The sequence below is a fragment of the Arthrobacter sp. EpRS71 genome, from assembly GCF_001512285.1.
Taxonomy (GTDB): Bacteria; Actinomycetota; Actinomycetes; order Actinomycetales; family Micrococcaceae; genus Arthrobacter.
Genome location: NZ_LNUV01000003.1, coordinates 371247 through 384547 on the forward strand (window position 1 = coordinate 371247; position 13301 = coordinate 384547).

General features: G+C 63.5%; 9 protein-coding genes and 2 tRNA genes. 8 read left to right on the forward strand and 3 right to left on the reverse strand.

The features are described from left to right. Positions 1-3: 3 nt before the first annotated feature. From AR689_RS04480 to AR689_RS04515, 8 genes are all read left to right on the forward strand, one after another. Complete coding sequence (locus tag AR689_RS04480) at positions 4-1389, forward strand: glycine--tRNA ligase (RefSeq protein WP_062067374.1); 1386 nt, start codon at positions 4-6, stop codon at positions 1387-1389. A 2-nt stretch (positions 1390-1391) separates the two neighbouring features. Beyond that, positions 1392-2354, forward strand: coding sequence for a GNAT family N-acetyltransferase (locus tag AR689_RS04485; RefSeq protein WP_062067377.1), 963 nt, complete (start codon positions 1392-1394; stop codon positions 2352-2354). A gap of 168 nt (positions 2355-2522) precedes the next feature. After that, positions 2523-4028, forward strand: a complete 1506-nt coding sequence (locus AR689_RS04490; RefSeq protein WP_062068601.1) for a YibE/F family protein — start codon at positions 2523-2525, stop codon at positions 4026-4028. A 112-nt stretch (positions 4029-4140) separates the two neighbouring features. Beyond that, positions 4141-5322, forward strand: coding sequence for a tRNA dihydrouridine synthase DusB (dusB, locus tag AR689_RS04495; RefSeq protein WP_062067380.1), 1182 nt, complete (start codon positions 4141-4143; stop codon positions 5320-5322). Positions 5323-5386: 64 nt separating this feature from the next. Next, entirely contained in the window at positions 5387-6703 is a 1317-nt protein-coding gene (locus tag AR689_RS04500; RefSeq protein ID WP_062067383.1) for a deoxyguanosinetriphosphate triphosphohydrolase, read from the forward strand. A 72-nt stretch (positions 6704-6775) separates the two neighbouring features. Beyond that, positions 6776-8659 carry a DNA primase gene (gene dnaG, locus AR689_RS04505; RefSeq protein ID WP_062067386.1) on the forward strand — a complete coding sequence of 628 codons (1884 nt, stop codon included), beginning with the start codon at positions 6776-6778 and terminating at the stop codon, positions 8657-8659. Positions 8660-8712: 53 nt separating this feature from the next. Then, a tRNA-Asn gene (locus tag AR689_RS04510) sits at positions 8713-8785 on the forward strand. A 115-nt stretch (positions 8786-8900) separates the two neighbouring features. Then, positions 8901-8973, forward strand: a tRNA-Asn gene (locus AR689_RS04515). A 60-nt stretch (positions 8974-9033) separates the two neighbouring features. Here the strand turns inward: AR689_RS04515 and AR689_RS04520 are convergent. The 3 genes from AR689_RS04520 to AR689_RS04530 are packed head-to-tail and all read right to left on the reverse strand — an operon-like array spanning position 9034 to position 13290. Continuing rightward, positions 9034-9441: a hypothetical protein gene (locus AR689_RS04520; RefSeq protein ID WP_062067389.1), complete on the reverse strand. Its 408-nt coding sequence runs from the start codon at positions 9439-9441 to the stop codon at positions 9034-9036. A gap of 44 nt (positions 9442-9485) precedes the next feature. Further along, positions 9486-10769 (reverse strand): alpha/beta hydrolase-fold protein, encoded by a 1284-nt coding sequence (locus AR689_RS04525; RefSeq protein ID WP_062067392.1) that lies wholly within the window; start codon positions 10767-10769, stop codon positions 9486-9488. A 22-nt stretch (positions 10770-10791) separates the two neighbouring features. Beyond that, on the reverse strand, positions 10792-13290 hold the full coding sequence (locus AR689_RS04530; protein WP_062067395.1) for a bifunctional lysylphosphatidylglycerol flippase/synthetase MprF: 2499 nt from the start codon (positions 13288-13290) through the stop codon (positions 10792-10794). Positions 13291-13301 lie beyond the last annotated feature (11 nt).

Sequence of the window (13301 nt, forward strand, 5' to 3'; positions counted from 1 at the left end):
CCCATGGCAGCAAAATCCGTCCTTGACCAGGTCATTTCCCTCTCCAAGCGGAGGGGCTTTGTCTTCCAGGCCGGTGAAATCTATGGTGGCTCCCGTTCGGCGTGGGACTACGGCCCCCTCGGTGCTGAACTGAAGGAAAACATCAAGCGCCAGTGGTGGCAGAGCATGGTTCGCGGCCGCGAGGACGTTGTAGGCCTGGACTCCTCGGTCATCCTTCCCCGCCAGGTATGGGAAGCATCCGGTCACGTGGACGTCTTCTCCGACCCCCTGGTTGAGTGCCTTTCCTGCCACAAGCGGTACCGCGCCGACCACCTCGAGGAAGAGTACGAGGAAAAGAAGGGCCGCCCGGCAGAGAACGGCCTCGCGGACATTGCCTGCGCCAACTGCGGCACCCGCGGTCAGTGGACCGAGCCCCAGGAATTCTCTGGCTTGCTCAAGACGTTCCTCGGCCCGGTGGCCAGCGATGAAGGCATGCACTACCTGCGTCCGGAAACTGCCCAGGGCATTTTTGTGAACTTCAACAACGTCCTCACCACCTCCCGGAAGAAGCCGCCGTTCGGCATTGGCCAGATCGGCAAGTCGTTCCGTAACGAAATCACGCCGGGCAACTTCATCTTCCGTACCCGCGAGTTCGAGCAGATGGAAATGGAATTCTTCGTCGAGCCCGGCACGGACGAAGAGTGGCACCAGTACTGGATGAAGGAACGCATGTCCTGGTACACGGGCCTGGGTATCCGCGAAGACAACCTGCGATTCTTTGAGCACCCGTTGGAGAAGCTCAGCCACTACTCCAAGGGCACCACGGACATTGAGTACCGTTTTGGTTTCCAGGGCTCCGAGTGGGGCGAGCTTGAGGGCATCGCCAACCGCACGGACTTCGACCTCTCCACGCACGCCAAGGCCTCCGGCACGGACCTGAGCTACTTCAACCAGGCCACCAACGAGCGCTACACCCCGTTCGTCATCGAGCCCGCCGCCGGCCTGACCCGCTCCTTCATGGCCTTCCTGATCGACGCCTACACCGAGGACGAGGCACCCAATGCCAAGGGCGGCGTCGATGTCCGCACCGTGCTGAAGCTGGATCCGCGTTTGGCTCCGGTCAAGGCCGCCGTCCTGCCGCTGAGCCGTAACGAGGACTTGTCCCCGAAGGCAAAGGCGCTGGGCGCCCAGCTGCGCAAGAACTGGAACATCGACTTCGACGACGCCGGCGCCATCGGCCGCCGCTACCGTCGCCAGGACGAAATCGGCACCCCGTTCTGCATCACCGTGGACTTTGACACTTTGGAAGACCAGGCCGTCACCATTCGTGAGCGCGACACCATGAGCCAGGAACGCGTGTCCCTGGACAAGGTTGAGGGTTACCTGGCAGCACACCTGATCGGCGCCTAGCCGTGGCTTTGGATTACCGCGAATGGAAGGACGGCGACGACCTCGCCCTCCTGGAAATCTGGGGCGGCCCGGAGACTCTCCCCGCGGAACAGTTCCGTGCAGCACTGGCGCCTTCGAGCAACCAGCCGTGGCGCCGCTGCATCGTGGCGGAGGACGTGGTGGACGGTGTCCGGATCCCCGTCGCGGCCGGAGTTGTCCATGAAGCTTCGCTGCACCCGGAACGGCTCTGGGCGTACGTTGAGGTTGCCAAGGACCACCGCCGAGAAGGCGTGGGGGCCACCCTGCTGACCATGCTGCGCCGGGAAGCCGGGAACTCGCCGTCGGGCGTTTCCAAACTGCGCAGCAAAGTGGAGCCGGACACTGCCGGTGCGGCATTTGCTGCAGCAGCCGGACTTGCCCCCATCCAGCGTTCGCAGCTGGTGGTAGTAAAGCCGGAGCCTTTGTCTTTGCCGCGCTTCGGCGACGGTTCCGAGGAAGCCGCTGCAGAGCGCGTGGAGGATCTGGCCACTGGTTCGGTGGAGCTGAGCGATGTGGTGGGCAAGTACTACTCACACGTCCACCACTGGGACAGCCCGGGGGAACTCAGCATTGCCACAGTGCAGCGTTTGTTCCTGCACGACCTCACAGGAGCCCATGGCGCGATTGTCCTGCGTGCGCCTAAAGCCAGTGCCTTCGGCCAGGGAGTTCCTGCCAGCCGCAAGGGCAAGATCCAGGCCTTCGCCATCAGCTATGCGCAAGGCGATTCCGACGAACCTTCGGACGTCTTCCTCGGACACGACCCCCTGCTGCCTGCTGAGGAAGCAGCGGCCGCGGTCCGGGACCTGCTGGCACTCATTGCCTACCAACACCCGGTGTTGTTGGAGGTCGATGAGTCCATGACGGCGCTTCGCACGGTTCTTGATCCGCTGGTGGAATCCGGGAAGGCCCATGTTCGCGGCGCGGATACGTTGATTGTGAGCGACTGAGCACTGTTTCTCCGCGGCTCTCTTTCTGCACGTTGGAATCCCACGTTGTCCCGAACCACCGGGCAGCGTGGGATTCTGCGTTAAGAAGCGTGGGATCCTGCGTCAGCGGACTTTGTCCCCGGTGAGCACGGTCCCGCGTAGGGTTAAGGACATGAGGTTTTGCTGCTGATGGGTCACGGTCACTCCCACGGACATTCTGAAAATTCGGAACCAACCACGCAGGCTCTCGCTTCGAGGAAGCGGGCCAACTGGATTCTCGCGGCCATTCTGGTCCCGGTGGGCGTCTTGACGCTCATAGCCATGATGGTCCTGTGGCCCTCCGGCAGCCGGGAGGGGATCACATTTTCCAGCCCGTACCAGGCCGCCCCCGGTGTGACGTTTGATACCGGGCGGATCCAGAGCGTGGTGGTGGAAAGCTGTACGCAGACCGGCCAAAGCGGCACCGGCCAAAGCACTACCGGCCAAGGCGATACAGGTCAGACGGATCCCAGCCAGAATAACCAGTCCGGCGGGTCCCAGTGCACGTTCGCCTTTACGGAGCCGGACAAGGGCGGGGACGTGGTCAAGGTGGTCATCAACCCCGACGTCGCCATGTCCCATGGTGTGGACGCGGGGGACTCCATCCGGTACCTCAACTTGTCCGCCGTCCAAGGTGCCAACGCCGGCAGCGGCGCTCCCGCTTACGTTTTTGTGGACTTCGTCCGCAGCATCCCCATAGCCTTGCTTGCTGTCCTGTACGCAGCAGTTGTCATCGCGGTGGCGCGGTGGCGTGGCTTCCGGGCGCTTCTTGGCCTTGTGGGTGCGTACTTCGTCCTGGTCAGCTTCATTTTGCCGGGTTTGGTGGAAGGCAAGCCGCCGCTGCTGCTGGCTTTGGTGGGCTCCACGGTGATCATGATTGGGGTCCTGTATTTCGCCCATGGATTCTCTGCGCGGACGTCAACGGCTTTGCTGGGCACTATTTTTGGGCTCAGCATTACCGCGCTCTTGGCGGCGTGGGCCACGGATGCCGCCAACCTGGCTGGGGTGGGAAATCACGACGCTTCGACGTTGGTGAACATGTCACCGCAGATCTCCATTTCCGGGATCATCCTCTGCGGCCTGATTATTTCCGGACTGGGCGTGCTCAACGACGTCACCATTACCCAGTCCTCGGCAGTGTGGGAGCTTTACGAGCTGGCACCCAATACCAGTGCCCGCAAGCTGTTCTCCTCGGCCATGCGGATCGGCCGGGACCACATCGCCTCCACTGTGTACACCATCGCCTTCGCGTATGCGGGCGCAGCGCTTCCGATCCTCATCATCGTGATGCTGTACGACCGGCCGCTCGCTGAGGCTCTGACCAGTGCCGAGCTGTCCGAAGAAGTCATCCGTACCTTGGTGGGGTCCATCGGTCTGGTCCTCGCGATTCCGGTGACCACCCTCATCGCTGTTCTCGTGGTGAAGGCCACGGGCATGAAGCGCCTCGCCGCGGCAGGCGGGGGCACCGTTTCTGCTGACGAGATTAAGGACACCGGTTCGCTGGCAGCAGCTGCCGCCGTCGTAAGTTCCGGCCCGCAGGAAGAGCACGACGCCGGTGCCCGCCTTGACGCTCCCGGCGAGCCTGCACGCCCGGGAAGCCGGCGGGCCCAGCGAGAAGCGGAGCGCCGCGGCGGCAGCACCGACGAGGCCATCTGACGCCGGTTCCGGCTCGTGCTTGCAGGACCTGCCCGAGTACGGTGTGCGGGGCGAACGACAGCGGGTTTCGTCTTGCAGCCCCCGATTTGCCCACATTTGCAACAATGGATGGGTGACTGTAGTAGCAACGCCCCCCGCACCAAAGCTCGAGCTCCCGCCGTTGAAGCTCGGCGGGATCACCGTGGATACCCCCGTGATCCTTGCCCCCATGGCGGGCATCACCAACTCTGCCTTCCGCAGGCTCTGCCGTGAATACGGCGGCGGCATGTACGTGGCGGAGATGGTGACGTCCCGTGCCTTGGTGGAACGGACACCGGAATCGTTGCGCATCATCTCGCACGATGAGGACGAGAAAGTCCGTTCCGTGCAGCTCTACGGCGTGGATCCGGTGACCGTGGGTGCCGCGGTTCGCATGCTCGTTGACGAGGACCGAGCCGATCACATCGACCTTAACTTCGGCTGCCCCGTGCCCAAGGTCACCCGGCGCGGTGGCGGTTCAGCGCTCCCGTGGAAGATCGACCTCTTCACCTCCATCGTCAACACAGCGGTCAAGGAAGCCTCCAAGGGCGGCATTCCGCTGACCATCAAGATGCGTAAAGGCATTGATGAGGACCACCTGACGTACCTCGACGCCGGCCGCATCGCCCGCGACGCAGGAGTGGCCGCCGTCGCCCTTCACGGCCGGACTGCCGCGCAGTTCTATTCCGGCCAGGCCGACTGGTCCGCCATTGCGCGCCTCCGCGAGGCTCTGCCGGACATCCCGGTGCTGGGCAATGGCGATATTTGGTCCGCGGAAGACGCAGTCCGCATGGTGCGCGAAACAGGCGTGGACGGCGTCGTGGTGGGCCGCGGATGCCAAGGCCGGCCCTGGCTCTTCGGCGACCTCCAGGCAGCCTTCGAAGGCAGCGACCAGCGGCACCGCCCCGGACTCCGTGAAGTGGCTGAGGGCGTCTACCGACACGCCGAGCTGATGGTGGAGACCTTCGGCAACGACGAATACAAGGCGCTGCGCGAAATCCGCAAGCACATGGCCTGGTATTTCAAGGGCTACGTGGTGGGGGGAGAACTCCGCGCCAAGCTGGCCACCGTGCCCACCCTCGAGGTGCTGCGCGAATACCTTGATGAGCTGGACATGGACTCGCCGTACCCGGGCGTGGATTCCGAGGGCCCCCGCGGCCGTGCGGGCTCGCCCAAGAAGCCGGCCTTGCCCAAAGACTGGCTGGTGAGCCGTCAGCTGAACGCTGAACAAAGCGCGGATATCTCGGCTGCGGAGCTGGACGTTTCGGGCGGCTAGCCTCACACGTGTAAGACTGACTCTAGAAGCTCCACACCCCGGCGCTTGAAGGAGGCAGATACCCATGGGAACCGAAGCGATACTTGGCCACGACGGGACGGCCCACGATTTTGTGCTGGCCATCCCCGGTTACGCCGAGGCAGATTCCGCGCGGTGGGTTGAAGAGCCGCGCAAGAGCAACTATCGCTCCGATTTTGAACGGGACCGCGCCAGGGTCCTGCACTCTTCGGCCCTGCGCAGGCTCGGCGCAAAAACACAGGTAGTTGCCCCGGACACTGATGACTTTGTCCGGACCAGGCTGACCCACAGCCTGGAAGTGGCCCAGGTGGGCCGTGAACTGGGTCGTTCCCTTGGCTGCGATCCGGATGTGGTGGACACCGCATGCCTGAGCCACGACCTCGGCCACCCGCCCTTCGGCCACAACGGCGAGTCCGCGCTGAATGAAGTAGCGCACACCATCGGCGGCTTCGAAGGAAACGCCCAGACCCTGCGGCTGCTGACCAGGCTCGAACCCAAAGTGCTCGCCAAGGACGGCAGGCCGGCAGGACTGAACCTGACCCGCGCCAGCCTGGACGCCGCGTCCAAGTACCCGTGGTCCGCCGTCGACGCCCCCGTGATCCACGGCCACCGCACCAGCAAATTCGGTGCGTACGAGGACGATCTTCCCGTGTTTGAGTGGCTGCGTGAGGGTGCGCCGGGCAACCGGTCCTGCATCGAAGCGCAGGTCATGGACCTGGCAGATGATATTTCCTACTCGGTCCACGACGTGGAGGATGCGATCGTCGCCGGCCATTTCCAGTTGAAGTGGATGGAAAACCCGGACCATCGGGCGCGCGTTGTGGGTTACACCAAGCAGTGGTACCTGCCGCACAACGATCCCGCTGATATTGATGCCGCCCTGGCCCGGCTGGAGGCCACCAAGGTGTGGGTCCGCGAAGCAGACGGCAGCCGGAAATCCATGGCCGCCCTGAAAGACATGACCAGCCAGCTGATCGGCCGGTTCTGCCAGAGTGCCATGGAAACCACCCGCGCTCACTTCGGCCCGGCCAACCTCACCCGATACGACGCCGAACTCATGGTTCCCGAGGAAACTGTCACCGAGATCGCCGTCCTTAAGGGCCTGGCCACCACGTTTGTGATCTCCACAGACCACCGCCAGCCGGTGTACGAGCGTCAACGCGAGGTGCTGCATGCCTTGGTAGGTGTTTTGAACGCCACCGGTGACCGTCACCTGGAGCCGATGTTCGCCGCGGACTGGCGCGACGCCGTCGACGACGGAGCGCGGCTGCGGGTAGTGATCGACCAAGTTGCCTCGCTCACGGACGTCTCCGCTCTGGCAATGTACGAGCGGCTTGTGGGCAGCCTTCCCTCGCTCTGGTAAACCCCTCTGGTAAACCTTTCCTGCGTTCCGTTAACGGCGGGGACTGGTGGGGCAAGCGACTAGGATGGTCACGTGGCTGGCCTGATCAAACGTGAAGATATCGACGAAGTACGCCAGCGCACGGATATCAAAGAAGTCGTTGACGGTTACGTCACCCTCAAGGGCGCCGGGCTGGGCAGTTTCAAGGGCCTGTGCCCCTTCCACGACGAACGCTCACCCTCCTTCACTGTCCGCCCGCAAGTGGGCAGATACCACTGCTTCGGTTGCGGCGAAGACGGGGACGCCATCTCCTTCGTCCAGAAGATGGACCATAGCTCGTTCCACGAGGCCGTTGAGAAGCTGGCCGCCAGAATCGGCTACGAGCTGCGCTACGAGGACGGTGGAACCGGTCCCAGCCGTGAGGAAGTGGGCAAGCGCCAGCGCCTGTTGGACGCCCACAAGATCGCCGATGAGTTTTTCCGCGCGCAGCTGCTGACCCCCGGAGCAGCCGAAGGGCGCAACTTCCTCGATGGCCGGGGATTCGACCGTTCCGCCGCCGAACATTTTGGCGTGGGCTACGCGCCCCAGGGATGGGACGGATTGCTGAAGCACCTCCGCGGACGTGGATTCACGGACGCTGAGTTGAAACTCACAGGGATGTTTTCGGAAGGAAACCGGGGAATTTACGATCGCTTCCGGGGAAGGCTGATCTGGCCCATCCGGGACATCGCGGGAGACACCATAGGCTTCGGCGCGCGGAAGCTCTACGAGGACGACCAAGGCCCCAAATACCTGAACACCCCTGAAACCACGTTGTACAAGAAATCCCAGGTTCTCTACGGGATCGACATCGCCAAGCGGAACATCGCCAAGGAGCGGCAATTGGTAGTGGTGGAGGGGTATACGGACGTCATGGCCTGCCACCTCGCCGGGGTCACGACGGCGGTGGCCACCTGCGGTACTGCCTTCGGTACCGAGCACATCAAGGTAGCGCGGCGGCTGCTCTCGGACGACGGCAGCGGGGGAGAGGTCATCTTTACCTTCGACGGCGACGCCGCCGGCCAGAAGGCTGCCCTGAGGGCTTTCGAAGAAGACCAACGCTTCACCGCCCAGACGTACGTCGCCGTGGAACCTTCCGGCGCAGACCCCTGTGATCTTCGCCAACTCAAGGGTGACGCCGCGGTGCGCGAACTCATCAGCACCCGAAAGCCCCTGTTCGAGTTTGCCATCCGGGCCACTCTTCGGCGGCACAACCTGGATACCGTGGAAGGCCGTGTGGCTGCCCTTCGGGAAGCCGCCCCCGTGGTGGCGCAGATCCGGGACTCCGCCACGAGGCCCGGATACACGCGCAACCTGGCCGGTTGGCTGGGCATGCCCATCGAAGAAGTCAGCGGTTACGTGGGGGCAGCAGCCAAGCGGGCCGCAACCGGTGGCGGCGCCGCCAGCCCCGCAGGCCCGGCGGCCACCACACCAGCACCGGCGTCGAGCGGTCCCGTCTTCCAGCGGCCCGATCCCAGGGACCCCATAGCCGGCATGGAACGCCAAGCGCTGGAAGTGGTCCTCCAGGAGCCGGGTGTGCTGGGCGGGGGAGCCTGGGAGCGCTTCGAGGCCTCGCAATTCACCACTCCTGCCTACGCGGCCGTCCACACCGCCGTGCGGGCTGCCGGCCTGGCCCACTCGGATGACCCTGTGGCGTGGGTGGAGCAGGTCCGCCAGGAAGTCCCCGAGCCCCTGCGCGCGTTGGTCTCCGAATTGGCGGTGACGCCCCTGCCGGCGAGCACGGCCGAAGCCATGCAGCGGTACTGCCGTGACATCCTGGCCCGCCTCTTCGAATTGCAGATCACCAGGATCAAGGCCGACAAGATGGGGCAGCTGCAGCGCTTGGACGCGGGGGCAAATCCGGAGGAGTTTCAGCGGCTGAACCGTGAGCTGATGCAACTCGAAATGGAGCGCAGGGCGCTCCGCTCGGATGGCTGAAAGTGCCGATTTCACTTTCCGGCGGGCCCCTGTTAAGCTAGTAACCGCTTCATTCCTCCGTAGCTCAATTGGCAGAGCATTCGACTGTTAATCGAAGGGTTACTGGTTCAAGTCCAGTCGGAGGAGCGCGCAATACCCCCGTTTCGTTCACTCGGAACGGGGGTATTTTTATACCCCGAGGGGTATGCGGTGCCGATTTCGCATTCCGGTTGAACCTTTGCTAAAGTCATAACCGCTTCATTCCTCCGTAGCTCAATTGGCAGAGCATTCGACTGTTAATCGAAGGGTTACTGGTTCAAGTCCAGTCGGAGGAGCATCAGGACCCCGTACCGGTTTTAGAGCTGGTACGGGGTTCGTTTTTTTCCTGGACTTTCCTAGACGAAGTCCATCTCCACTTGCAGGAAACGGGCTGCCTCGGACACCGCGGCCATGAACGAATCCTGTTCGGTGGGCGGCGTCCTTGGCTCCCGGGGATGCCATTCGTGGGGCGCTGAGTAAACGCGGGTGAAGCCGCCACCAGGAGGCGCGTAGAAGATGCCGAAGCGCTGGACAGGCCACTCAGGCGAGGTCTCCGGGGCGACCAGCAGCGCGGCCCCCGTTTCCGGGTTGTACCACTGAGCAATCGGGCGGCGACGGTCATCGGTGAAAAGCCCGGCGGCGTAAAGCGCGGCAGACTGCGGGCTGGTCACCGAGCACAGACGGTCCCACCACAGCGGCAGGATGCGTTCATCCCGACGCTGCCACGGTGCCGGAAGCGGCTGCAGCTCTGGCCAAGGGGGCACATCACCACTTTATCGCCGGTACGGGGCCTGCAAAAGGGCGAGTGCTATCTGGAGAGCCCAAGCCGGGGGTAGAGCACTTCGAATCCTTTGGTCAGTCCCGCGTTCAATGCCAAGCCAACGTGACCTCCGTTGGGCACCTCGTAGTAGGTCACCGCCATCCCTGCCTGCCTGGCCGCTGCTGAGACTGCCTGGGCGGCCGCGACGTAGGTGGTGTCGTCCGAGCCCACAGTGAATACTGCCGTTGTGTTGGGGAACTGCTTTCCCTTCATGATGTTGATGGGCTTCTGCGCGTCGTAGGCTGCCTGGTTGCCGTTGAAGATCGATGCCAGGTTGCCCGCCGGATCCTCCGCACCGGGGAATTCCTCACCTGAGATATCCACCACGTTGCCCCACATCTCCGGATATTTGACCGCGAAGGAAATGGCACATTGCCCGCCGTTGGAGTAGCCGGCAATGGTCCAGTGTTCGCGGTCCGGGAGGATGTTCAAGTTGGCTTTGGCCCAGTTAACAACGTCCTCGTTGATGTACTTCTCCACGTTGCCGTATTTGGCGGTGTCGAGGCAGAGGGTGTCATCCTGGTCCGGGCCGATCTGGTCCGCGACGATCGCGATGGGGGCCAGGCCATTGTTCTTAGCGGCGAACTGATCCAGGGCAGCAGACACGTATTGCGGATCAGGGAGTCCTGGCTGGCCCATCATGAGGACGAACAAGGGCAGCTTGGGCGGATGGGCCGTCAGGGCCGCAGGGGGCAAGTAGATGCCCGCCGGCCTGGCAGTGAAACCGGACGCGGTGGCTGGAATGACCTGTGTGCCGGCCTCGCCCTGTGCCGGCTGGTCCGCCGGCGGCTTCCAGTTCTGCCATAGCGGACCTGCCGGAGTGGAGGCATCAGGGTCCGGCTTTGCCAGTTGGATGGCGCCCTCCGTGGAGATCCCCAGCGCCGAGCCGAGCGTCTTGTTCAGCCCGAACTCTGTATTGATGCCGAGCGCGGCCACCAGGATGAACACGGGAATCGATACCGCTGCCACCACCTTCCGCCACCGCGGGCTACGACGGAAACTGACCACGGCCAGACCCAGGGCGGCGAAACAGGCGAGGGCCCAGAACCACACCCGAGGTGTCAGTCCCACGTGGAAGACGTCCAGGACGTCCTCCACGAGCCACACGGTCAACCACCCGAACAGACCCGCGACCACTACCGCCGTGACCGCAGTGAGGGCCCAGCGCGCTGACGGCCGGAGGAACAAGAGCAGGAAAAACACGACGCCGATCACTCCGGCGATCGTCATGACTACCGGGCCGCTGATCTCGAGTTTCAGGAGGTCGTTCATGGCCGCCCGGTCCGCTTGGGCGTCATGCGGCTGGCTCTTTGGCTACCATTTGCCGCAACAGCCCGGCACTTTGGGTGGGGGACAGCCCCGGCAGGTAGGCCGAACCCACCGCGATGCCGATGGACGGCAAGGCCAACGGGTCCTGGTAGTACATGTACAGGGTCCGGTGTTCAGGCTGGAACCTTGATTTGAAAGCGGCCAAGGATTTGAAGCCGTACATGGGTTCCAGGGCGTTCCCCAGAAGTGCCAGGACGCGGTCCAGGGTGCTGCGGTCTCCGTCCCCGGCACCGCCGCCTGCGTTGGCGAGCGGCGAGCCGGACAACGAGATCCGGGGTACTTCCTCTTTGAAGTGGGTCACGGCAGAGGCGATGAGGAACTCCATGACGCCCTTGAATCCTGTGGTCCGGCGGCGCATGAAGTCCAAGGTCCACCCGGAGATGGCCCCGTGGCTGAAGACGGGGAGCCAGCTGGTGACTCCATGGACTAGTCCGTCGTCATCCACGGCCACGCAGCAGAGCACCTCGGGATCTTTGAGCTCGTTCAAGCCACCCAGGGTGAAGCCCATCTCAGGAAGCGCTTTGTCAGCTACCCATTCTTCGGAGATCTCCGCCAGCTGCGCCCTGATACCCGGAGGCATTTCAGGGTAGGGGTACCAGCGATCTTTGATGGAAAGCTTGTCTGCACGGTTCAGGGCGGTCCGGACGTTCTGCCATTCCTTGCCCTTGAAGGTCATGGCTTGGACGTTGAGGAGTGTCTCTTCCGCCACCTCGAGTTTCCTGAAGCCATGGGGTAGGAGTGGGACATCCAGCTCTGCCGTTGCGGAATAGAAACACGGGATCAGCCCCAGGTTGGCGCAGTGCTTGACGAAACCCGTAGCCGCATCGGCGTGGTGTTCGCTGGCGCCAAAAGGACCGGCAACGGTGAGGGCAACCCCGTTGTGGACCTGATAGGCGATTCCAGCTTTCCTGTCCGGGGTGAACCAGTACTGGTTGTTGTCCCAGAGCGCCATCCAGGACAACGTGCCGCCGCCATTATGCAACAGCTCCCGGGTGTGCCCCAGATCCGCTGCGGGATCGGTGGCCATCATCCTGAACCGCCGGAAGTTGTTCAGGACAAGCACCAGAATGCAGAGCCAGATGACGTCTCCACCCAGGCCGTACAGCACGGTGCTCAGGACGCCTTGGGGGAGGGCCACCACGAACGGGACAGGGAAAGGAACCAGGATATGGGTCAGTTGCCCGGCAAGGTCCACCAGCGTAGAGCGGCCCGGATTGCCTTCAACGAACCAGAACACCACGTAGAGGACCACAGCTGCCACAGCAAGGATGAGCGAGGTCCGGCCGAGGACCCGGTACCCGGCATCGCTGGATTCGACGCGGAACTTATGCCGGTTGACCAGCAGCATCACAGCGATGATGACCGGGGCGAGGACTGCGGGTATCGCGTACAGGAGCAGGTACGCGACGTCCTCATCGCCTACTGCGACCCCCGGATCCGTGACGTACTGGACGATGGACAGGACGGTCACGGCCGCCAGATACAGCTGGATAACGAGTGTCAGCCGATACGCCAGCCGCCGGCCGCGCCTCAATCCCTCGGCGCAGACAAGGAGCAGCAGCACAGGAATCAGCGTCAGGATCGCCGCGCCAAAGCTCTGGACGCCCACGATGCTTTGCAGGGTGACACAGTTGCTGTCGTTATTACACGCTTCCTGAACCTCGTCGGCGTCGGGACTGGCTTGGAGCATTACTTCGGAAACGACGGACAGGGGGCCGATTTCCCACGTTCCGGTCAGCTGCGTCAGCAATGGACCCACCGCGAAGACACCCACCACGGTGCCCACCAGGAACCGTGTTTCGCGAAGGCTTGAGGAGTGCAGCGATCCCGCCCGTCGGCGCAGGGCCAGCGACTGGATGGCCCACCCTGCCAGGATCCCGATCACGGCCCCGGCCAGGGCCTGGAGGGTTTGGGCGACGCCAACAAACAGGGCAAACATCAGCGTGGCGGCCAGCAGCCACGTCCTCAGGCGGCGACGCCACAGGGCCTCAAGTGCCGCCGTCGAGCATCCCAACGCCGCGGCAGCGCCACCATAGGCACCCACAACATATTCGCCGCCCAGGAAACTAAGCCATTGGTCGCTGGCATCAGTTCCAAAAGTTACGAGGGCTACCAGGACCAGGGCACTGAGGGCGGAACCGGCAACGAAGGCAGCCAGCGCCGGCCAAAGGCCCATGACGCGTTCGGCGATGCCCACTCCCACCAGGATCGCCGCTGTGCAGGCCAGGTAGTCGAGTAAGGACGAAGCGAAGAACGCCGACGTGAAGATTGACCACCAAGGTCCTGGTTCCACCGCCAAACCAAGGCCCACTTGGTTCAGCAACTCTTGGCCGGGACCGTTGATGAGGCTGCCGGATATGGCCCCCAGCACCCAGAGCAGTACCACCAAGGCCAGCGTCAGTGGCAGTTTCCGCAGGGTTGCCAGGCCGCGCGCACTGCCCTGAAAGACAACAGCCGTGCTCATGTGATGTCCCC

What these genes read in the sequence shown, in the direction of transcription:
- AR689_RS04530 (WP_062067395.1), bottom strand. Translation starts at nt 13,290, where the DNA reads ATGAGCACGGCTGTTGTCTTTCAGGGCAGTGCGCGCGGCCTGGCAACC.
- AR689_RS04500 (WP_062067383.1), top strand. Translation starts at nt 5,387, where the DNA reads ATGGGAACCGAAGCGATACTTGGCCACGACGGGACGGCCCACGATTTT.
- AR689_RS04480 (WP_062067374.1), top strand. Translation starts at nt 4, where the DNA reads ATGGCAGCAAAATCCGTCCTTGACCAGGTCATTTCCCTCTCCAAGCGG.
- AR689_RS04525 (WP_062067392.1), bottom strand. Translation starts at nt 10,769, where the DNA reads ATGAACGACCTCCTGAAACTCGAGATCAGCGGCCCGGTAGTCATGACG.
- AR689_RS04490 (WP_062068601.1), top strand. Translation starts at nt 2,523, where the DNA reads ATGGGTCACGGTCACTCCCACGGACATTCTGAAAATTCGGAACCAACC.